The organism is Pseudomonas sp. NPDC087615, assembly GCF_044743445.1.
Taxonomy (GTDB): domain Bacteria; phylum Pseudomonadota; class Gammaproteobacteria; order Pseudomonadales; family Pseudomonadaceae; genus Aquipseudomonas; species Aquipseudomonas baetica_A.
Map to the genome: position 1 here is coordinate 1 of NZ_JBIUWM010000055.1, position 21,536 is coordinate 21,536.

General features: G+C 59.2%; 19 protein-coding genes and 1 pseudogene. 10 read left to right on the plus strand and 10 right to left on the minus strand.

Features of this window, described 5'->3' with window-relative positions; genetic code table 11:
* Positions 1-148 precede the first annotated feature (148 nt).
* Complete coding sequence (locus ACIOU6_RS22495) at positions 149-466, minus strand: YqjD family protein (protein ID WP_221731637.1); 318 nt, start codon at positions 464-466, stop codon at positions 149-151.
* Between the two features lie 154 nt (positions 467-620).
* Here ACIOU6_RS22495 and ACIOU6_RS22500 point away from each other — a divergent pair, with 154 nt between their 5' ends.
* Positions 621-875 carry a hypothetical protein gene (locus tag ACIOU6_RS22500; protein WP_038363082.1) on the plus strand — a complete coding sequence of 85 codons (255 nt, stop codon included), beginning with the start codon at positions 621-623 and terminating at the stop codon, positions 873-875.
* 6 nt (positions 876-881) lie between these two features.
* On the opposite strand, the gene ACIOU6_RS22505 is transcribed toward ACIOU6_RS22500, so the two are convergent.
* Positions 882-1,790, minus strand: a complete 909-nt coding sequence (locus ACIOU6_RS22505) for a LysR family transcriptional regulator (protein WP_401138941.1) — start codon at positions 1,788-1,790, stop codon at positions 882-884.
* Positions 1,791-1,874: 84 nt separating this feature from the next.
* Between ACIOU6_RS22505 and ACIOU6_RS22510 the strand changes: the two genes are divergently transcribed.
* Entirely contained in the window at positions 1,875-2,798 is a 924-nt protein-coding gene (locus ACIOU6_RS22510) for a carbon-nitrogen hydrolase family protein (RefSeq protein WP_401138942.1), read from the plus strand.
* A 239-nt stretch (positions 2,799-3,037) separates the two neighbouring features.
* Here ACIOU6_RS22510 and ACIOU6_RS22515 read toward each other — a convergent pair whose 3' ends face one another.
* The 3 genes from ACIOU6_RS22515 to ACIOU6_RS22525 all read right to left on the minus strand — a co-directional run bounded on the left by ACIOU6_RS22515 (position 3,038) and on the right by ACIOU6_RS22525 (position 6,071).
* On the minus strand, positions 3,038-3,511 hold the full coding sequence (locus tag ACIOU6_RS22515) for an LEA type 2 family protein (protein WP_221731641.1): 474 nt from the start codon (positions 3,509-3,511) through the stop codon (positions 3,038-3,040).
* 67 nt (positions 3,512-3,578) lie between these two features.
* Complete coding sequence (locus tag ACIOU6_RS22520; protein WP_221731642.1) at positions 3,579-5,045, minus strand: nucleobase:cation symporter-2 family protein; 1,467 nt, start codon at positions 5,043-5,045, stop codon at positions 3,579-3,581.
* A 132-nt stretch (positions 5,046-5,177) separates the two neighbouring features.
* Complete coding sequence (locus tag ACIOU6_RS22525; protein WP_221731643.1) at positions 5,178-6,071, minus strand: LysR family transcriptional regulator; 894 nt, start codon at positions 6,069-6,071, stop codon at positions 5,178-5,180.
* Between the two features lie 99 nt (positions 6,072-6,170).
* Between ACIOU6_RS22525 and ACIOU6_RS22530 the strand changes: the two genes are divergently transcribed.
* From ACIOU6_RS22530 to ACIOU6_RS22550, 5 genes and pseudogenes are all read left to right on the plus strand, one after another.
* Positions 6,171-7,262 carry a polyamine ABC transporter substrate-binding protein gene (locus tag ACIOU6_RS22530; RefSeq protein ID WP_401138943.1) on the plus strand — a complete coding sequence of 364 codons (1,092 nt, stop codon included), beginning with the start codon at positions 6,171-6,173 and terminating at the stop codon, positions 7,260-7,262.
* Between the two features lie 29 nt (positions 7,263-7,291).
* Positions 7,292-8,251 carry an agmatinase gene (gene speB / locus ACIOU6_RS22535; protein ID WP_401138944.1) on the plus strand — a complete coding sequence of 320 codons (960 nt, stop codon included), beginning with the start codon at positions 7,292-7,294 and terminating at the stop codon, positions 8,249-8,251.
* Positions 8,252-8,338: 87 nt separating this feature from the next.
* On the plus strand, positions 8,339-9,457 hold the full coding sequence (gene zapE, locus ACIOU6_RS22540; protein WP_401138945.1) for a cell division protein ZapE: 1,119 nt from the start codon (positions 8,339-8,341) through the stop codon (positions 9,455-9,457).
* A gap of 43 nt (positions 9,458-9,500) precedes the next feature.
* Positions 9,501-9,590 (plus strand): annotated as a pseudogene (locus tag ACIOU6_RS22545) (damage-inducible protein DinB); the annotation flags it as partial.
* Positions 9,591-9,702: 112 nt separating this feature from the next.
* Positions 9,703-10,194 carry a GNAT family N-acetyltransferase gene (locus ACIOU6_RS22550; protein WP_401138946.1) on the plus strand — a complete coding sequence of 164 codons (492 nt, stop codon included), beginning with the start codon at positions 9,703-9,705 and terminating at the stop codon, positions 10,192-10,194.
* Between the two features lie 135 nt (positions 10,195-10,329).
* On the opposite strand, the gene ACIOU6_RS22555 is transcribed toward ACIOU6_RS22550, so the two are convergent.
* The 3 genes from ACIOU6_RS22555 to ACIOU6_RS22565 form a co-directional block, all read right to left on the minus strand.
* Positions 10,330-12,573, minus strand: coding sequence for a TonB-dependent siderophore receptor (locus ACIOU6_RS22555; protein ID WP_401138947.1), 2,244 nt, complete (start codon positions 12,571-12,573; stop codon positions 10,330-10,332).
* A gap of 144 nt (positions 12,574-12,717) precedes the next feature.
* Entirely contained in the window at positions 12,718-14,466 is a 1,749-nt protein-coding gene (locus tag ACIOU6_RS22560) for a phosphoethanolamine transferase CptA (RefSeq protein ID WP_401138948.1), read from the minus strand.
* Between the two features lie 203 nt (positions 14,467-14,669).
* Positions 14,670-14,852 (minus strand): DUF6026 family protein, encoded by a 183-nt coding sequence (locus tag ACIOU6_RS22565; RefSeq protein ID WP_221731650.1) that lies wholly within the window; start codon positions 14,850-14,852, stop codon positions 14,670-14,672.
* A 273-nt stretch (positions 14,853-15,125) separates the two neighbouring features.
* On the opposite strand from ACIOU6_RS22565, the gene gnd reads away from it, so the two are divergent.
* The 3 genes from gnd to ACIOU6_RS22580 are packed head-to-tail and all read left to right on the plus strand — an operon-like array spanning position 15,126 to position 18,444.
* Positions 15,126-16,106 carry a phosphogluconate dehydrogenase (NAD(+)-dependent, decarboxylating) gene (gene gnd, locus ACIOU6_RS22570; protein WP_401138949.1) on the plus strand — a complete coding sequence of 327 codons (981 nt, stop codon included), beginning with the start codon at positions 15,126-15,128 and terminating at the stop codon, positions 16,104-16,106.
* The gene (gene zwf / locus ACIOU6_RS22575) at positions 16,103-17,626 is read left to right on the plus strand and encodes a glucose-6-phosphate dehydrogenase (RefSeq protein ID WP_401138950.1); all 1,524 of its coding nucleotides are present in this window, start codon (positions 16,103-16,105) and stop codon (positions 17,624-17,626) included. Before gnd ends, zwf begins: the two co-directional genes overlap by 4 nt.
* Complete coding sequence (locus ACIOU6_RS22580) at positions 17,623-18,444, plus strand: HAD family hydrolase (protein ID WP_401138951.1); 822 nt, start codon at positions 17,623-17,625, stop codon at positions 18,442-18,444. The genes zwf and ACIOU6_RS22580 overlap by 4 nt, the downstream gene beginning before the upstream one ends.
* Positions 18,445-18,560: 116 nt before the next feature.
* On the opposite strand, the gene nhaB is transcribed toward ACIOU6_RS22580, so the two are convergent.
* Positions 18,561-20,063 (minus strand): sodium/proton antiporter NhaB, encoded by a 1,503-nt coding sequence (gene nhaB / locus ACIOU6_RS22585; RefSeq protein ID WP_401138952.1) that lies wholly within the window; start codon positions 20,061-20,063, stop codon positions 18,561-18,563.
* A 61-nt stretch (positions 20,064-20,124) separates the two neighbouring features.
* Complete coding sequence (locus tag ACIOU6_RS22590; RefSeq protein ID WP_221731655.1) at positions 20,125-21,414, minus strand: hypothetical protein; 1,290 nt, start codon at positions 21,412-21,414, stop codon at positions 20,125-20,127.
* Between the last annotated feature and the right edge of the window lie 122 nt (positions 21,415-21,536).

Genomic DNA, 21,536 nt, shown 5'->3' on the forward strand with positions numbered 1-21,536 from the left:
AGCGTGTAATCGCGCTGACTACGTTTTGCGCCCGTATCCATTGCACCCTCCTGATAAGAAGCCAGAAGGTGTAAACCTTATTCAGGACTAGACAGGCCACATGAAAAAGGCGAGTCATCAGACTCGCCTTTTTCATGTAGCACGGGGCTTAACGGCGACCGAGCAACAAACCGACCACCAGACCGAAACCGGCCGAGATCGCCACGGTCTGCCACGGATGGCCGCCGATGTAGTTCTCGGTGGCATCGATGGCCGGTTTGGTGCGATCGCGCACGCTTGATACGGAATCCAGCGCTTGCTGCAGTTTGAGAGTGATTTGTCCGCGCAGGTTCTCTGCTTCCTCGCCAACCAGTGAAGCACTGCTCTTGAGCAGTTTGTCGGACTCTTCGATCAGAGCCTGAAGTTCGCTGAAGGCTTGATCCTTGATTTGATCTTCGGCGGCTTGAGCGGCGGATTTGCGGGCCATTGGGTGACTCCTTGCAGTTGAATGGACAGTGATGAATGGAGTCCGGCGTCAGCTAAAAAGTTGCACTGAATTTAGCTCAGGAATAAAAACCTGCGCCGGAGATTTCCGCCGAGCGTGTAAGATGTCGCCATTTTACGCAGCAGGATAATTCCCCATGAGTTTCAATCTGGCCGACAAATCCCTCGCAGAGCGCGCCGCGCTGGAAGACGAGAAATCCCGTCTGTTCGAACTCTGGCAGAACAATCTGGGCAAAGCCAAAGGCGAAGCCGCGCGTTTGTTCGGCGAACGCGCCAAGCGCAAGGGCAAATGGGCCGAGTGGGTCCGAGCTGAACTGGACGGCATGTCGCCGCCGGAGTTTGCCAATATGGTGCGCAGTGAAGTCAACCGCTTGATGGCCGCCAACAAGTAACACGTTTTACCTGAAGCTGGCTGCAATCGCCTCGCGGACCTTGACCACCACCGGATCGATCTGCGTGCTGGTGCGCCAGCCCAGTTCAATCGGATAACGCGGCAAGGCCAGCGGGCAGGCCAGCAGCGCCAGACCACTGAGTGCGGCGATGCGCTCGGCGGCATGTGCCGGAATCGTCGCCACCGCCTGACTGCCCTTGAGCAGGTACGGCAGCGCCGCGAAATGCGTTGTCGAGGCACACACCCGGCGACTCAAGCCCAGCGCTGCGAGCCCTTCATCGGTGATCCCGATAAAACCGCCGGACGACACCAGAATGTGCTCGCGGGCGACAAACTCTTGCAGAGCGATCTGTTGCTGGCCGGGCGCAAGGCTCGCCTGATCGACCAAGCACGCATAACCCCCTTCACCCAACACCTGACGGCTGAGCAAGCGTTCGGCAAAACCGCCAGCGGTGATCGCCAGGTCGATGCTGCGCTCCATCAGGGCGCTGGCGACGATCTGGCTGTGGGTCTGACGGAAGATCAGTCGCAGTTTCGGTGCGCTTCGGGCGATCTCTTCGATCAAGCGCCGGCCGTAGGCGATCTCGAAATCATCCGACAGGCCCACTGTGACGGAACGACCGTCGTATTGATTGGCCGCTGGGTCGACCATCGCCAGGCTTTGCCGGCATTTGTTCAGCGCCTCGCTGACCACCGGTTTCAGTTGATTGGCCTTGAGCGTCGGCGCCAGGCCGCGCCCGGTGCGGACAAACAATTGATCGCCATAGACCTCGCGCAAACGGCGCAATGCTGCGCTGACCGCTGATTGCGTCACGCCCAGACGCAGCGCAGCGCGGCTGGCACTCGACTCCTCATGCAGGGCTTCAAAGACTTTCAGCAGGTTGAGGTCGACGGTGGTGATATTCATATGGCTCATATCATTCAGCAGCAAACGGGGCTTTATTCATGATCCCGCCGTGCTGGAGAATCAGCAACACCTGATCTTGATGGAGTGAGCGTCATGCCTAAATCAATCGTTGCTGCGCTGCAAATCGGCGCCTTGCCCGGTGGCAAGGGCGACACCCTGGAACAGATTCTCAATTGGGAAGCGGCTATCACTGAATCCGGCGCGGCGCTGGTGGTGATGCCCGAAGCTTTGCTCGGCGGGTATCCAAAAGGTGAGGCTTTCGGCACGCAACTGGGTTATCGCTTGCCCGAAGGTCGCGAGGCGTATGCGCGATATTTCGCCAACGCCATCGATGTGCCGGGGGTGGAAACCGAAGCGCTCGCTGGGTTATCTGCGCGCACCGGGGCCAATCTGGTGATCGGCGTGATCGAGCGCGCCGGCAGCACGCTGTATTGCACAGCGCTGTATTTCGATCCGCAGGCCGGGCTGCTCGCCAAGCACCGCAAACTGATGCCCACCGGCACGGAACGGCTGATTTGGGGCAAGGGCGACGGCTCGACGTTGCCGGTGCTCGACAGTCAGGTCGGCAAGCTTGGTGCGCTGGTGTGCTGGGAAAACATGATGCCGTTGCTGCGCACGGCGATGTACGCCAAGGGCGTGGAGGTCTGGTGTGCCCCGACCGTCGATGAGCGCGAGATGTGGCAGGTCAGCATGCGCCACATCGCCCATGAGGGCCGTTGCTTTGTGGTCAGCGCCTGTCAAGTGCAAGCCTCACCGAATGAACTGGGCGTGGAGATTGCCAACTGGCCGGCGGATCGTCCGTTGATTGCCGGTGGCAGTGTGATCGTCGGCCCGATGGGCGATGTGTTGGCGGGGCCATTACGCGGTGAGGCGGGGTTGCTCACTGCCGAAATCGACACTGACGAGTTGGTGCGCGCGCGTTATGACTACGACGTAGTTGGCCATTACGCCCGGCCGGACATCTTCGAGCTGAGCGTGGACGAACGGGCCAAACCTGGCGTGCGTTTCACCGACTGATAAAAACCTATGTGAGCGGGTTTGCTCGCGAAAGCGTGTTTACGTTCAACACTGATGCTGTCTGTTACGCCGTCTTCGCGAGCAAGCCCGCTCCCACAGGGGGGGTGTGTTGTGTTCGGGGTTATCGCGGGTGCAGCCATTCTTCGCGGGTGATTTCCCAGGTTTCCTAGGGGGGCGAATCAGACGCATCCCGGCGCGCGCCGAGAATGTGCGAGAGAACGTGCCCAGTTAACGCATTTTTACCACGTCGCGGCGCTGGTCTTGGGCAGGCTGAGTTTGCCGCTGTCGACAAAACGCATGGTGCCGAACAAGCCGCCCGCGAGCTTGCCGCGCAGCACGTAGGGCAGGTTGTCGAGGGTTTGCGTCTGGCTCAGGCCGAGGGTCTGGCGCAGAACGGAAAACGCCGAAACGCTGACCGGTACGCTGACGATGGCTTCGGAGAACCGCGGAATCGAGCCGCTCTGGTCGCTCACGCCGGAGGCCAGTGAATGGCCGTTGACCTCCAGATCCAAGGCAATGCCGTTGTAGTCGATCGCGGTTTCGTTAGGGTTTTGCACGCGCAATTTGATGGCGAAGCGTACTTCCAGATCCTGGCTGGTCAGCGGTTCGATACCGACCACATTGATGTTCACCGGGTCACGGTTGGGGAACAGCGCGCAGGCACTGAGGGAAAGCACAAGCAGGGACAGGATGACGGCGTGGAGGCGGCGCATAAACAGTCTCTCAACAAAAAAGGGCTGAACCATTGACGGCTCAGCCCTTTGTGTTTAGAGCGCAGCGTCAGCGGTTCAACTGTGCGACAGCCGCCGGTGAGGCAGGTTCACCTTTGGCCGCAACATCCGGGTTTTCCATCACTTGAAGAATAGAGGCCTCAGGATCGAAGTCGTCTTCTTCCAGTTCAATGAATTCTTCCGGCAGGAAGATGTTCAGCACGATAGCGCACAACGCACCGACGGTGATCGGCGATTCGAAGATGTTGCGCAGTGCTTGTGGCAACTCGCGCAGGACTTCCGGCACGGCAGCGATGCCTAGGCCCATGCCGAGGGAGATCGCCACGATCAGCATGTTGCGCCGATGCAGGCCAGCTTCGGCGAGGATCTTGATCCCGGCCACGGCCACGGTGCCGAACATTACCAGTTCGGCGCCGCCGAGTACCGGCTTAGGCATCAGTTGCAGCACCGCGCCGATCATCGGGAACAACCCCAACACCACCAGCAGGCCGGCAATAAAGAACGCCACATAGCGGCTCGCCACGCCGGTGAGCTGAATCACGCCGTTGTTCTGGGCGAAAGTCACCATCGGCATGCTGTTGAACACCGCGGCCATGGCCGAGTTGAGACCGTCGGCGAGCAGCCCGGACTTGATCCGGCGGATGTACAGCGGACCTTTGACCGGCTGCCGGGAAATCATCGAGTTGGCAGTCAGATCGCCGGCCGCCTCCAGCGGCGACACCAGGAAAATCACCGCCACCGGCACGAAAGCCACCCAATCGAAGTTGAAACCGTACTTGAACGGCACTGGCACGCTGACGAGCGGCACTTGGGGCAAACTGGCGAAATCGACGGTGCCCATCAGCCACGCGACGACATAGCCGAAGGTCAGGCCAATCACGATCGCGCCCAAACGCAGGAACGGCACATCGACCCGGTTCAGCACCACGATGGTGCCCAGTACCAGCGCCGCCAGAAGGATATGGCTGGCCGCGCCCAGATCCGCCGCGCCGAAGCCACCGGCAATGTCGGTCATTGCCACTTTGATCAGCGACAGGCCCATCAGCGTGATGATTGTGCCGGTCACCACCGGGGTGATCAGCATGCGCAGCTTGCCGATGAATTGGCTCAGCACCACTTCAATGAACGCGGCGAAAAAGCACACGCCGAAAATCGTTGAAAGAATCTCGTCAGTACCACCGCCCCGCGCCTTGACCATGAACCCGGCACTGAGGATCACGCTGATAAAAGAAAAACTGGTGCCTTGCAGGCATAACAGACCTGAGCCTACCGGGCCGAATCGCTTGGCTTGCACGAAAGTGCCGAGGCCGGAGACGAACAGCGCCATGCTGATCAGGTACGGGATTTCGCTTTGTAGGCCCAGGGCACCGCCCATGATCAGGGTCGGGGTGATGATGCCGACAAAGCTCGCCAGCACATGTTGCAACGCGGCAAATACAGTGGCGGTGAGGTGCGGACGGTCGTTGAGGCCGTAGATCAGATCGTTGTTGCGCGGGGCTTTTTCAGAGGCGGTCATGGTGTTTTGCGCGCCGTGAGGCGGGGCCGGGTCAGAAAATGGAGGCGCAGGATGCCGGAAGAGGGCGGCGAGGGCAACGCAATAAAACTGCCTGAAAGGTCAGCTTTTGCGGGGTGCGCCTGCTAAATCGATTCAAGCAAACGCGTGGAGCAAATCCTCTTCAAAGGCAATCTGCGCATCGCCGGGAACCTGCGCCCGATGCCGGGCCAGATGAAACGCCACGTCAAAACTCAACGTGCCTTCGCGCACTGGGCGCAACAGGCCTTTCTCCTGCCAGCCGCGCGCATAGTGATCTGGCAGATAACCCACATGCTTGCCCGACAAAATGAACGCAAGGGTGCCTTCGACCTGTTCCGAACGCGCTGAGCAGTGCTTGCCCTGAAACGGCTCGTCGTGGCGCAGGAACCGGTAAGGATGATCGACCCGGTCACAGGCTTGCAGCGCCGTATCGCTGGGGGCATCGTCGGTAAACAGCGGGTGACCTGTTGCGCAATACAAATGCTGGGTTTCGCTGAACAACTGGCGATAGTCGAAAGCACTTTGTACCTGTGAGAAATAGCCGATGGCCAGGTCCAGCCGCTGTTGCAGCAGCAAGCGCTCCATCTCGCCGGGCATCGCGCTGATCAACTCGATGCGCACAGATTCATCTCGCTCGCGAAAACGTCGGATCGCTTCGGCGACCCGTTGCAAGACCGATTGATCAACGGCCTCGGAAATGCCCAAACGCACCTCACCGATCAGGCGCCCGGCAACGCCGTTGGATTGATGACGAAACACTTCAATCGATTCAAACAACGTGCGGATGGCGATCAACAGTTGCTCGCCCTTGGGCGTGACGCTGAAACCGCCCTTGCCACGGCTGCACAGGCGATAACCCAAGCGAGTTTCCAGTTTGGCCATTTGCTGGCTGATGCTCGATTGGCTCAGGCCCAGTTCACCTTGTGCGGCACTGAACCCACCGGATTCGACGACGCGGACAAACAAGCGCAGCAACTGCAAATCGACATCGTGGAGTTGGCCCAACATCACATTACTCCGGGATAAAGTCAGGATAATTATTCGGGTATTTTTCTAATGTATCCGTCGGCGCATTCTGCCACCAATTCCTCCGGTCAGGTGTTCGTCATGGCTCCCCTATCCAAGCTGTGTTTCCCCGCGCTGTTGTTGTCCGTGGCCATCCATGCTCACGCTGAGGACAAGACCCTCAACCTCTACAGTTGGGCCGATTACGTGCCGCCGCCAACCTTGCAGCGTTTCGAGCAGGAAACCGGCATTCATGTGCGCTACGACACCTTCGATACTTGCGAAGTGCTGGAAACCAAGCTGCTCACTGGCGGCAGTGGTTACGACGTGGTCGTGCCGTCCTCCAGCGTGTTAGCCCGCGGGCTGGCGGCTGGCGCTTTGAAAGAGATCCCCCACGACGGACTCAAGGGCTACGCCAATCTTGATCCGGATCTGCTGGGAAAACTCGCGGCCGTCGATCCTGGCAACCGCTTTGGGGTGCCTTACACCTGGGGCACCCTCGGGCTGGGCATGAACGTTGATGCCGTGAAAAAACGTCTGCCGGGCGTGCCGCTGAACAGTCTCGATTTACTGTTCAACCCCGAGTACGCGAGCAAGCTCAAGGATTGCGGCGTGGCGATTCTCGATTCGCCGCAGGAAGTCATCGGTCTGGCACTGCACTACCTCGGTAAAGATCCCTACAGCACAGACAAGCAAGATCTGGCCGCCGCCGAGGCGCTGTTGCACAAACTTCAGCCGTCGGTGCTGTACGTCGCCACCGGTCGCCAGATCAATGATCTGGCCAGCGGCAACGTGTGTTTGGCATTGACCTATAACGGTGACGCCAGCATGGCGGCCGATCAGGCTCGCAAAGCCAACAAGCCCTACAAAGTCGCCTACCGGATTCCCAGGGAAGGCACGCTGATCTGGCAGGACAACCTCGCCATTCCCAACGATGCACCCCACCCCGAAGCGGCGCAGGCGTTCATTGAATTCATGCTGCGCCCCGAGTCGGTTGCCGAGTTGACCAACACGCTGTTTTTTGCCAACGCCAACCAGGCAGCGACGCCGCTGGTGGATGAAGCGGTTCGCACTGATCCCGACATATACCCGCCGACCGATGTGTGCGGACGGCTCTATGCCGACCGCAGCATGAGCCTCAAAGACATGCGTCAACGCACCCGTTTGTGGACCACTTTCCGTAGCCGCCAATAGTCCCCTTATCAAAAAGAAGGAACACATCAATGGACGTGCCAATGCAAAACGACCAGGCCATAACCCGTGACAGCCTCTATGGCACCGCCGCTGAAAGTACCTACGCCGGCATCACCAGTTTCATGCGCCGCCGCTACAGCCGTGATTTGCGCGGCGTCGACGTGGCGGTCAGCGGCGTGCCATTCGACACCGCCACCAGCAACCGGCCAGGCGCGCGTTTCGGGCCTCGCGGGATTCGCGCCGCGTCCACCGGGATTGCTTGGGAACGCCACTGGCCGTGGACGTTTGATCCGTTCGATCATCTGGCGGTGATTGATTACGGTGACTGTGATTTTGATTACGGCTCGCCGCACTCGACCCCCGAAAGCATCGAGGCCCACGCCGAACACATCCTCAATGCCGGCAGCGCGATGCTGACCTTCGGCGGCGATCACTTCATTACTTACCCGCTGCTCAAGGCCCACGCCCGCAAGCACGGCGCGCTGTCGCTGATTCATTTCGATGCGCACAGCGATACTTGGCCAGACGAGGAGGGCAAGCGCATCGATCACGGCACCATGTTCTGGCACGCGGCGCGCGAAGGTCTGGTGGATCCGGCGCGGTCGGTGCAGATCGGCTTACGCACCACCAACGACGATCACCAAGGCTTTCAGGTGCTCGACGCCCGTCAGGTGCATCGACGTGGCTGCGAGGCGATTGTTGACGCAATCCGGGCGCGGGTCGGTGATAACCCGGTGTACCTCACATTCGATATCGACTGCCTTGATCCCGCGTTTGCACCGGGCACGGGAACGCCTGTGTGTGGTGGTTTGAGCACGGTGCAGGCGCTGGAGATTCTGGGCGGCTTGCGCGGGATCAATCTGGTGGGGATGGACGTCGTTGAAGTGGCCCCGGATTACGATCAAGCGCAAGTGACTTCCTTGGCGGCAGCGACATTGGCCATGGAAATGCTCTGCCTGTACGCCGCCAAACACAAAGTCGACCGATAAAACATCAATGGCCCCTGTGGGCGCGAGCAAGCCCGCGCCCACAAAAGTCCACATGATGCAGAAGGCCGTCGTGGCATACTCCCGCGCATGACTTTCGACTCCCCTCTAAGCGCCTGGCAGCGTGCCATCGAACACAAGGGCTTCATTCAGGATGAAGCTCAGGAACATGCCGTCTGGGCGCTGCAAAAATGCCATGAGGCCCTGCATGCCGATGCGCGTTCGGTCACTGGCGTTTATCTGTGGGGGCCGGTCGGGCGCGGCAAGACCTGGCTGATGGATCAGTTTTATCAGAGCCTGCGGGTGCCGGCGCGGCGTCAACATTTCCATCACTTCATGGGCTGGGTGCACCAGCGCTCGTTTCAATTGACCGGGATCGCCGATCCGCTGCGGGCGCTGGCTAAAGAGTTAGCCGCCGAGGTGCGGGTGCTGTGTTTCGATGAGCTGTTCGTCAACGACATCGGCGATGCGATCATTCTCGGCCGGCTGTTTCAGGTGATGTTCGACGAAGGCGTGGTGATTGTCTGTACCTCCAACCTGCCGCCGGATGATTTGTACGCCGATGGCTTCAATCGCGACCGTTTTGTCCCGGCGATCGCCGCGATCAAAACGCATATGCAAGTGGTGGCGGTGAACGGTGCCGAGGATCATCGCTTGCATCCGGGTGCGATCCAGCAGCGTTATTTTGTCGCTAAACAAGGCGAGGCCAGCGCCTTGAAACAGGTCTTTGAAGCGCTGACAGAGGGGCAACCCTCTTGTACTGATCCCGTGGCGATCGGCCATCGGCTGTTGAACGTGGTGCAAAGCACTGAAACGGTGTTGTGGTGTCGTTATGCTGATCTGTGCGAGCAACCCTTCGCCGCCATGGATTTCATCACGCTGTGCGACCGTTACCGGGCTATTGTGGTGAGCCACGTGCCGAACCTCAGCGCGCAGAAACGCGAGGGCCGTATCGCTCGTGGCACCGAAGATGGCGCCGAGCGGGTAGTGGCGGGCGATCGGGAGTTGCCGCAGTTGTCGGTTCACGACGATGGCGTACGGCGCTTTATCGCCCTGGTTGACGAGTGCTACGACCGAAAGGTGCCGCTGTACGTCGAGGCGCAGGTGCCGATGGAGGCGCTGTATACCGAGGGCTATCTGGAGTTCCCGTTCCGCCGCACGCTCAGTCGCTTGCAGGAGATGCAGTTACAGCGTTTTGCCGAAGCTTGAATGAAGAGGGCGCCATCATGACCCCGCCGCTATCCATCATTCGGACGAATTCTTTTGCGTGGGCGATGCCGGGTTGCGTGCGCAGGATTTCGCCGAACCCGGTTGGACAGAAGGGGTGATCCGGGGGCTCTGAACAATAATTTTTGACGTGCCGGTTGTCGCCGCGCAGGCCCCCGCGCTAATGTCGCAGCAGCCTTTCAGTACGCACTTTGCGCGCCGGGGCTTTTGTGTGTTCGGGGATGGAAATGGATTCCGCAGAAATTCTTGTGCTTCAAGCCAGCTACACCAATCCACTGCATGCCGAGGCCATCGGCGTGGTGCTCAACCACTATGCCGAAGACCCCATGGGTGGCGGCCATTCGCTCGATCCTGAATTATTGCGACGGCTACCCGAAGAACTGGCGCGCCGCACGCACGCATTCAGCGTGTTGGCGTTTGTCGGTGGCGAGCCGGCAGGACTGGTGACCTGCTTTGAAGGGTTTTCCACGTTCGCCTGCAAACCCTTGGTCAACGTCCACGATGTGGCAGTGATCAGCACATTTCGCGGCTTGGGGTTGAGCCAGAAGATGCTGCACAAAGTCGAGGAAATTGCCCGGCAGCGCGGCTGCTGCAAGATCACCCTGGAAGTGCTGGAAGGCAACGCCGTGGCACAGAACGCCTACAGCAAGTTCGGCTTCGCCCCTGGCATGTTCGACCCGGCTCATGGGCGCATGCTGTTCTGGATCAAGGAACTGTAGTCGTAAAAAAGGCACCTCGAGAGGGCGCCCAACTGGCTATCTCCAAGCCAGAACGGGACTATCAGATCTTGGGGGGCAGTCTGTTCACAGTGGATTTTGGGTGAGGGAGCAAGCCCCTCGTCCCGCCAATCAGCATCAAAGCCTCCAGTCCAGACTCAACGTCACCGTGCGCGGATCGCCCCAGAACACACCGTTGTAGAAGCCCACATTCTCGTAGTACTTCTTGTCGAACAGGTTGTCGACGTTCAGCGAGGCCGAGAGATTTTTGTCGATTGCATAGCGCGACATCAGCTTGACCACGGTGTAAGCGCCTTGGTGAATTCGGGCATTTTCGGTGACAAAGTCACCCGCAGCATTGCGCCTGACCGGGCGATTCGAATCGCCGAAGATACGGCTTTGCCAATTCACTGCTCCGCCTACGGTCAACGCTTGCCATTCGCCCGGCAAACGATATGCCGTGGACAGCCGCAGCAGGTGCAGTGGCTGGTTTTCGTGGGTGCGCTTTTTTTCGCCGTTGGCCGAGTGGGTGTAGGTATAACCGGCGGTCACATTCCAGCCGTTGAGGATTTCGCCTGAGACTTCGGCTTCGAAGCCATTGACCTTGTTGCCCTTGCCGCCGGATTTGTAGAACTGCTCGCGGGTGACGGGGTCTGGCGGCACCGAATTGTCGACTTCGGCAACGTTGTCCTGCTTGCTCCAGAACAGCGCCGTTGCCATGTTGAGGCGTTCTTCGAGCAAACTGCCTTTGAGTCCCACTTCGTAGTTGCTGCCAACGACCGGTTCCAGATAATTGCGGCTGCTGTCACGGTTGCTCTGTGGTTTGAAAATATCGGTGTAGCTGATGTAGGCGGTGTATTGCGGCGTCAGGTCATAGAGCAGGCCGGCGTAGGGCGTCCAGATGTCGTTTTGGTGTTGGCGGGTTGTGTCAACGCTGGTCAGTTGCAGGTTTCCGTCATAGTAGTGATCGGCATTTTTGCCTTCCCAACTGCCATAACGACTGCCGAGCACGGCCTGCAGTTCGTCTGTCAGGCTCAAGCGGGTAGCAATGTAGCCAGCCTTCTGACGGGTGCTGCCCTTGGAACCGGTCAGTCCAGTGACGGTATCGGGGAACCTGGCGATATCGCCCATGTATTTCCAGTCGCTTAGGTTGCCGTAATCCGCAACGCGCGGACCATTGACGGTTTTGGGGGAGTAGGAGCGGTGCTGAGCCTCGCCGTAACCGAACATCATTTCGTGCTCGCGACCGAGTAGCGAATAAGGGCCTGAAACGTTGAAGTCATAGACGTTCATTTTCTGCGTGCCGATCATGTGCGAGCTATAGGCGACCATGCCGCTACGGTCAGCCTCGGGAAAACCTTCACCACCGTAGTAAACCTTGCCGTCTACGTCGCTTTGGCGGTGAGTGTAAGCGGCTTTCAGGTGCCATCCTCCCGCCAGTTCCTGATCAAGGGTGGCGAATGCGGTCTTGTCCTTGAGCGGCCACGAACTCCAGGATGTCGCCATATTCGTCGATCGGCCGAGCCTGGCCTTGCTACCGTCTGCGTTCCAGTAGGGCACGGTGCCCCAGGACGAGCCCTGCACCTGTTTGTCCTGATAGTCATAACCCACCGCCAGCACGGTGGATTCGCTCAGATCCGCCTCAATAATCCCGTAGCCGACTTCGCGTTGCAGCGCGTACTTGTCGCGAAACGATTGGCTGTCGCGATAAGCCAACACGGTGCGCCCACGCAAGCGACCCTCGAAGGCCAGCGGGCCGCCGACATCCACGTAGCTGTAGTAATCGTCGTAACTGCCGCCACTGACCCCCGCGAGCGTCTGCCATTGCGCCGTCGGGCGCTTGCGCACCATGTTGATGGTCGCCGAGGGATCGCCCGCGCCGGTGGTCAGGCCAGTGGCGCCGCGCACAACTTCAATGCGGTCGTAGATGATGGTGTCGGCGTCGGTCTTCATGCGATCAAAGGTGTTTAGCATCCCGTCGATCTGGAAATTGTTGATCGAGTAACCGCGTGACGAATAGCTGACACGGTCCGAGTCGTTGTGTTGCACCACAATGCCTGTGGTCTGGCTCATGGCTTCGGATAACGTGCTGAGCTTGAAATCATCCATCTGCTGGCGGGTGACCACGGACACCGATTGCGGGGTTTGCTTGATCGACAGGTTAAGCCGTGTCGCGGTGCTCATGGCTCCGGTGGTGTAGGCGTCGGTGTTTTCGGTGGTGCGACCCAGGCCTTGGGCGGTGACGTGGGTCGATGCCAGCTCCAGCGCAGGCGCTGGCGGCGGGGCTTTGTCGGGCTCGGGTTCAGCCAAAAGATCGGGGCTCAGAGCGGTTGCACAGAAGCCGAGAGTGAGGGTTATGGAACGGGTGATGGGCGCAAGCATCGCAGCCGACTCCTTGTCTTTGAGAAAAAATCCGTTTGTTCAAAGACGAAGCGAGGAACTGCTATTTAGTGATAAACGCGAATTATTATTATTTGTAGATATTTCGGGCATGAAAAAGGGGCCAGTCTCGGCCCCTTCTCGGTTTTATTGCTTAACCACTGCGCGTGTCGGACTTTCGGGCGTTTTCGGCTTCATCAGGCTGAAGTCGATCAATGCCTTCTGCTGGCGCTGGTAGGGGTTACCGATCAGCAGTGGACGAGGTTTGAAGCTGTCACTGACCAGACTCTTGCTAGGGTCGAACTCATCGAAGCTCAAACCTGCCATGTCGGCCCAAGTGTGGATCAGATGCGAGCTGCTATAAGGCCGCTGCAGGTCACCGGCGAGGTTCCAGTCATGGTTCTCCCGCCATTTCGGCGAGGCCCATGCCATGAACGGAATGGTGTACATCGGCGCGGTCGGCTTGTTTTCGTTGCGCCCGAGGGTGCTATGACCCACCGAGTCGAACACGTCTTCGCCGTGGTCCGACAGGTAAAGCAGGAAACCATTCGGATCGGATTTGGCGTAATCCTTGATCAGGCTCGAAACCACAAAGTCGTTGTACAGCACGGCGTTGTCGTAGCTGTTGTAGGTCGGTACCTGATCGTCACGCACACCGGCCGGCACTCCGTTGCGATCCTGGAACTTGTCGAAGCTCGGCGGATAGCGGTACTGGTAGCTCATGTGGGTGCCGAGCAGATGCACGACGATCAGCTTGCGCGGTGCAGCATCGGCCAATGCTTTGTTAAATGGCTCGATCACGTCGCCGTCGTACTGGGCGGCGTTCTGATTGCGGTTGTTGTTCAGGTACACCTGCTCGTCGGCCTGTTCGGAGAAGGTCGTGAGCATGGTGTTGCGCTTGGTCATGGTCTGCTGGTTGGTGATCCAGAAGGTCTTGTAACCCGCCTGTTTCATCATGCTGACGAGCGATGGCGTGGCCAGGTACAGATCCGGATGTTCTTCGTCAGCGAAAGTCAGTACCTGCTGCAGCGCCTCGATGGTGTAAGGGCGAGGGGTGACGACGTTGTCGAAGATCGCCAGTTGATCCTTGAGTTTGTCCAGTTCCGGCGTGGTATTGCGTGGGTAGCCGTACAGGCTCATGCGCTGACGGTTGGTCGACTCACCGATCACCAACACCAGTGTGGAAGGTTGATCGGCATTCGCAGCCTTGAGGTTGTGCAGCGGAGGAATCTTGCTGGCGCTGTGCAGCATGTCCTGCATGTCGGCCAATGTGTCGAGATAACGGTGATATGCCACCGCCATCTGCCATGGCACGGCAGGCTCGATGCGGGATTCGAACTTCTCGAAACCCTGGGCAAAGTTGCCCATGCGCAGGGTCTGCTTGACCAGCTGATAACCCACTACGGCAATCAGAATCGCCATTGCGGCCACGAACGCGCGGCCACGGGGCATGTGCACCGGACGCAAACGCGTCCAAAGGAAATAGGCAAATGCGGTGTGAGCGAGGAACGCCGGAACCATCCACCAGGCAAAGTACTGGGTCATGTACTCGCCGGCTTCGGACACGTTCGACTCGAACATGATGAAGATGACGCTCTGCGAGAATTCCTGCTGATAGATGAAGAAGTAGCCCAGACTCGCCATCGAGCAGGCCCACAACACCACGCCGATGATGGCGGCCAGCATTTTTGTGCGCTTGGGGAACATCAGCATTGGCGCCAGCCACAGCGCACTCATGAAGAACGCCTGGCGGAACCCGGAGAAGCCGGATGTGCCGGTCAACTGGATCAGCAGTTGGGTGATACCCGAGAAGTACCAGAAAAACACGAACAGCCAGAGAAGTCCGGCCCAATCAAAACCTGTCGCAGTCGTTTTGCTGCGTTTGAACAATGCCATTCGGCGCTCCAGCTCACTCGTTACAACCACCGCCGGAGCATCCATGTAGCCGACGAACGAAAGCCGCACGCGTACGTACGGCCAGAATGGGCGCAGTATTACGAAGGGAATGTGAAAAGTTTGTGAGTGGCCTTGCGTGGTGCGAGGCAAGTCGTTTCGGGAACAGCGTCTGCCGTTCCCGGGGGGCTGGCGGGGGCGTGGAATCAGGCCTGGGGATTACGCTGAACGACCGGCAAAGGTTGCGGCTGCGCACCTTGGGTCAGCAGGCGCAACTGCGCCAACTCCTGCTTCAATTGGTCGCGTTCGTTTTTCAATTGACGCAATTCATCGCGACGGATTGTCACGTACAGGGTTTGTGGCGGCATTGCTGTGTGTACTGTGCCCATTGCTCACCTCGCAAATGGCGTGTCTCAACTGTAAGTCGTCCCCGATTCGGGGTGCTGACTTACTATCGGCGCCAATTTTGGTTTCTTTTGCCAGTGAATGGAACTTTTTTATTTTTCATGGTCGGTGTGTCTTCGCCACGATTCAAGGCGTTATCAGTCTGGATCGGGCACAATGCCCGGAAACTTCATCGCAACGCTCTGGACTAACCTCCATCAGTCGCGTTGGGCTATAACCAATGACACACATTTATTTGCAGTAAGGAGCATCAGCACATGCAACTCGGGATTATTGGACTGGGCCGCATGGGCGGCAATATTGCGCGGCGCCTGATGCTCAACGGTCACACCACCGTTGTTTACGACCGCAATACCGCCTTTGTCGACACCCTGGCCGCCGAGGGCTCTACGGGCGTTGCCGATTTGCCGGCACTGGTCGACGGCCTGGCCAAGCCGCGTGCGGTTTGGGTCATGCTGCCGGCCGGTGCGCCGACCGAAGACACTATCGAAACCCTGAGCACCCTGCTTGAGGCCGGCGATACCATCATCGACGGCGGCAACACCAACTATAAGGATGACATTCGCCGGGCGAAGACCCTGGCCGAGAAAGGCCTGCATTACATCGACGTGGGCACCTCCGGTGGCGTCTGGGGCCTGGAGCGCGGCTACTGCATGATGATCGGCGGCGACGCCGAAACCGTGACGCGTCTTGATCCATTGTTCGCCGCCCTGGCGCCGGGCATGGGCGACATTGCGCGCACCAAGGATCGCAAGTCCGACGATCAGCGTGCCGAGCACGGCTACATTCACGCCGGTCCGGCCGGTGCCGGGCACTTCGTGAAGATGATTCACAACGGTATCGAGTACGGCATGATGGCGGCCTTTGCCGAAGGCTTCGACATCCTCAAGACCAAGTCGAGCGAGCGTCTGCCGCAAGATCAGCGTTTCGACCTCAACGTGGCCGACATCGCCGAAGTCTGGCGTCGTGGCAGTGTGGTGTCGTCCTGGCTGCTGGACTTGACCGCCGACGCCTTGGCCAGTGACCCGAAACTCGACGGGTTCTCCGGTTCCGTAGCAGACAGCGGCGAAGGTCAATGGACCATCGAAGCGGCCATGGAACAAGCGGTGCCGGTGCCGGTGCTGTCGAACTCGCTGTTCTCGCGCTACCGTTCGCGCGGTCAGGGCACCTTTGGCGACAAGATCCTTTCGGCCCAACGCTTCGGCTTCGGCGGCCATGTGGAGACTCCAAAGAAATGACCCATACGATCCGCAGAAAATCCAAGGCAGAACCCGCACCACCGACCACGCTGTTTTTGTTCGGTGCTCACGGCGACCTGGTCAAGCGCTTGCTGATGCCGGCGCTGTATAACCTCAGTCGCGACGGTTTGCTTGATGAGGGTCTGCGGATCGTCGGTGTTGACCACAACGCCATTACCGATGAAGCCTTCGCGCAAAAGCTCGAAGACTTCATCCGTACCGAAGTGGCGGCGAAAGTCGGCAAGGGCGATCAGATGCTTGATCCGGCCTTGTGGGCCAAGCTTGCCAAAGGTATCAGCTACGTTCAGGGCGATTTCCTGGACGACAGCACGTATAGCGCGCTGGCGGCAAAAATTGCCGACAGCGGCACCGGCAATGCGGTGTTCTACCTGGCCACCGCGCCACGTTTCTTCAGTGAAGTGGTGCGCCGCCTGGGGGCCGCCAAATTGCTTGAAGAGACCCCCGAAGCATTCAGAAGGGTGGTGATCGAAAAGCCGTTTGGCTCCGATCTGCAAACGGCTGAAGCGTTGAACGCCTGCTTGCTCAAGGTGATGTCCGAGAAACAGATCTTTCGGATCGATCATTACCTGGGCAAGGAAACCGTGCAGAACATTCTGGTCAGCCGGTTTTCCAACAGCCTGTTTGAGGCCTTTTGGAATAATCATTACATCGACCACGTACAAATCACCGCCGCCGAAACCGTGGGTGTCGAAACCCGTGGCAGTTTTTATGAACACACCGGCGCCTTGCGGGACATGGTGCCCAATCACCTGTTCCAGTTGCTGGCGATGGTCGCGATGGAACCCCCGGCGGCGTTCGGCGCCGATGCGGTGCGTGGCGAGAAGGCCAAAGTGGTCGGCGCGATCCGCCCATGGACCGTAGAACAAGCCCGCGCCAACTCGGTACGCGGGCAGTACAGCGCCGGTGAAGTTGGAGGGAAGCCGCTGGCCGGTTATCGCCAGGAAGCCAACGTATCACCCGACAGCAGCACTGAAACCTACGTCGCGCTGAAGGTCATGATCGACAACTGGCGCTGGGTCGGCGTGCCGTTCTACCTGCGCACCGGCAAACGCATGAGCGTGCGCGACACCGAGATCGTCATCTGCTTCAAGCCAGCGCCTTACGCGCAGTTTCGCGATACGGAGGTTGACGAGTTGCAACCGACCTACCTGCGCATCCAGATCCAGCCCAACGAAGGCATGTGGTTCGACCTGCTGGCCAAGCGCCCGGGCCCGGCCCTCAACATGGCCAACATCGAGTTGGGGTTTGCTTACAAGGACTTCTTCGAGATGCAACCGTCGACCGGCTACGAAACGCTGATCTACGACTGCCTGACCGGCGATCAGACGCTGTTCCAGCGCGCTGACAACATCGAGAACGGCTGGCGCGCGGTGCAACCGTTCCTCGACGCCTGGCAACAGGACGCCAGCGTGCAGACGTATGCCGCCGGTGAAGACGGCCCGAGCGCCGCCGAAGATCTACTGACTCGCGATGGTCGCGTCTGGCATGGTCTCGGATGAATGAGGCGCGGCAACAACCCATCCGTTTTTTGCTCAGTGACATGGACGGCACACTGTTGCTGCCAGATCACACATTGAGCCAGCGCACCATCGAGGCCGTTCGTTCATTGCGCGAGGCAGGCGTACTGTTCAGTCTCGCCACCGGGCGCCCACCCAAAGCCATGTTGCAGCAAATCGAGGCGTTGGGCGTCGATCTGCCGACGGCGGCGTTCAATGGCGGCACCATCGTCAATCCCGACGGCAGTCTGCTGGTGGCGCATTATCTTCCGGCCACCGCTGCGCTGACGGCACTGGCAACGTTCGCCGATCAGCCCGAGGTCGAAATCTGGGTGTTCAGTGGTGGCGACTGGTTACTCAAGGATCCGCACGGCCCGATGGTCCCGCGCGAACAGCATGGCCTGGGCTACCCACCGGTCGTGGTCGAGAGTTTCGAGCCGTATCTGGAGCGTATCGACAAGATCGTTGCCACCAGCAACAACACCGAACTGCTGATCGAACTGGAGGCGCGTTTGCTGCCCAGGGTTGAAGGCCAGGCACAGGTGTCGCGTTCGCAACCGGTGTATCTGGACGTCACGGCGCTGGAAGCTCACAAAGGGACTGCGCTGGCGACGATTGCCGCGCATCTTGGCATCCCGATGGAGCAGACGGCCGCGATTGGGGATGGTGGCAATGATCCGGCGATGTTCCATTGCGCAGGATTTTCGATTGCCATGGGGCAGGCGGAGGAGGCGGTGCGGCGTCAGGCTGATGTGGTCACTGCGTCGAACACCGAAGATGGCGTCGCCCAAGCGATCGAAAAATACATCCTGCCTCGCTGATTCACGCATTAAAAAAGTGGGAGCGGGCTTGCTCGCGAAGAGGCCGTGTCAGTCAACGTATCGTCGAATGACACACCGCTTTCGCGAGCAAGCCCGCTCCCACATCAGTTATGTGTTTACAGCCAGTAGCTGACGGCGTACCAGCCCAGGGAACCCATCACAACGGTGTAAGGCACTGCCATCCACACCATTCGGCCATAAGACAGACGCACCAGCGGTGCAATTGCCGAGGTCAGCAGGAACAGAAACGCTGCCTGACCATTCGGTGTCGCAACACTCGGCAAATTGGTGCCGGTGTTGATCGCAATCGCCAGCGTCTCAAAGTGCTCGCGGGTCATGTGCCCAGCCAGGAATGCCTGTTTCACTTCGGTGATGTAAATGGTTGCCACGAACACGTTGTCACTGATCGCCGAAAGCACGCCATTGGCAATGAACAACATGCCCGGTTGCTGGTCGGCCGGCAGCGCCAGCACCCACTCGATCAGCGGCGCAAACAAGTGTTGATCGTGAATCACCGCGACCACGGCAAAGAACACCACCAGCAAGGCAGTGAACGGCATAGCGTCCTTGAACGCGCTGCCCAGACGATGCTCATCGGTGATCCCGGTAAACGCGGTGATCAACACGATCACCATCAGGCCGATCAGGCCGACTTCCGCGACATGGAAAGCCAGCCCGGCAATCAGGATCAGCGCGGCGGCGCCTTGCACCAGCAGGGCGGCGCGTTGGCGATTCGTGCGCTTGGCGTTGTCCTCGGCGGCATAGTTGGCGAGTACGGCGCGCACGTTCTCCGGCAGCAGTGTGCCGTACCCGAACCAGCGCAGCTTCTCCAGCAAAACGCAGGTCACAAGACCTGCCACCAGCACTGGCACGGATACCGGGGCGACTTTCAAGAAGAACTCGGCGAAGTGCCAGCCCATTTCATGGCCGATCAGCAGGTTCTGTGGCTCGCCGACCAATGTGCAGACGCCACCCAGCGCCGTGCCCACCGCGCCGTGCATCAACAGACTGCGCAGGAACTCGCGGAACTGTTCCAGATCGTCATGTTGCAGGGGGGGCAAGTGTTGGTCGTCATTGATTTCACTCTCCTGCCGTGGATCGTTGCCCGAGGCAACCCGGTGGTAGACCGCGTAGAAACCGACACCCGCGCTGATGATCACCGCTGTGACGGTCAATGCATCGAGAAACGCTGAAAGAAACGCCGACAGGAAGCAGAACATCAGAGACAGCAGCGCTTTTGAACGTACGCCCAATAACAGCCGCGAAAAAAGAAACAGCAGCAGGTCCTTCATGAAGTAAATGCCGGCCACCATGAACATCAGTAGCAAGATCACCGGAAAGTTGTGCACCAACTCATCATAGAGTGCCTGCGGCGTGGTCATCTTCAGCAGCAGGGCTTCAATCAGCAACAAACCGCCGGGCATCAACGGATAACACTTGAGGGCCATGGCCAGAGTGAAGATGAACTCGATCACCAGCAGCCAGCCAGCCGCGACGGGGCCAGCAGTGAACAGCACGACAGCATTAAGGATCAGGAATCCAACGATGGTCGCTTTATACCAGCGTGGTGAATGCCCTAGAAAGTTATGCGCGAACGCCTGGGCCATTGAACCGGACATCGGTTGCTCCTTGTCTTGAGAAGCGCGCAAGTTGCCGGATGTGAGAACGAAGATCAAGCTCTTAGGCGTTCAGATACCGCGCGATCACGGCCCGGTAACGGCCATCCAGCGAATAACCACCGACGAGAATAGCGCCATCCGCTTGTAAGGCCAGTGAGTTTGCCGTGTCGAGACTGTGTCCCAGGCGGGTGCGCAGCCAGCCACTGCCATGGCCGAAGCTTGGGTCCAGGCAGCCATCGGCGTGGTAACGGGCCACGATGAAATCTGCTTCGACCCCGCCAATGGTTGCACCTGCGGCGATGATTCGGCCATCTGCCATGCGCTGGGCGGCGCTCCATTGGCAGCCGCTGGGACCGATGTCCAGCAGTTGCGGCTGGCCGTTATTGCGATGCAGGTCGGGGCGACCATTGGGGTGAAGGCTGAAGGCCAGGCAGCGGAGCGGGTCGAAACTGCTGCCGAAACAGTGCAGGGCGTCTTCGGATTCAAGGACCCGACTGATCTGCGCGCTTCTCCCATCAGCCTTGATTGCCATGAAGCCGTCTACTGCGAAGCGCTCGTCAAGGCGACCATCGGGCAGATAGCGCGCCAACAGACCTTCCTGGGGGAAATCGATTGAACCGCCCACCACGATCCGCCCGTCTTCCTGCAGCAGTAGGCTACTGAGCCAGGTATTGAGCAACAGATGGCGGATCATCACGAAGCCGCGACCGTTGAAGGTTTCATCCAGGCTGGCGTCGGGTTTGAGTCGAATCAGCATGCCGGCATGGTCAGCGAGTTCGAAGTGGTGGTTGGCGATCAGCAGAATATGCCCGTCGGCCTGTACCGCTAAGTCGCAGGCCTCAGCACCCGGTACGCCCGGAGGCAGCCAGGGGTCACGGGAGCCCATGGACAAATCGCCCGGCAGGCATACAACTTTGCGGCCATTATCCCCAAACGTTTGATCCGGTCTGCCTTGCGCGTCGAACAGGGCGACGGCGGGCAGAGTGCGATGGGTGTTTTCATAGTGCAGGCCGGCCAGCAGAATGCGTCCATCGGGCAACGCCTGCACTTTGCCGGCCATGGCCTCGAAACCAGGCGCAAACGTGTCGATCACGCTGCCTTGATCACCGAATGAAAGATCGGTGGAACCATCGGCGAGCAACCGAGCAAGGCCGAAACGGCTGCCTTGTGCAAGGCCGACTTTGGCTGCCACAAGAATCCGGCCCTGCGCATCCAGCGCAACATCTTGAGTCAGGCTGGACACACTGTCGGGAAAATAAACCTGGGCGACTCCGTTGGCGGCAAATGTCGTGTCGAGTTGACCGGCATTATTCAATGGCGTCGGGAGCAGGTAAGTGTTCAAAGTTGACATGCACGCATCTCCTTGCGAGTTGACCAGGACCGGGGGCCGATCGGGTAACTGCATGAGCGGAACATTCAATCCCTGAACAGAGGGAAGTACAACTGTAAGAACTAACAGGTGGAGGGTCACAC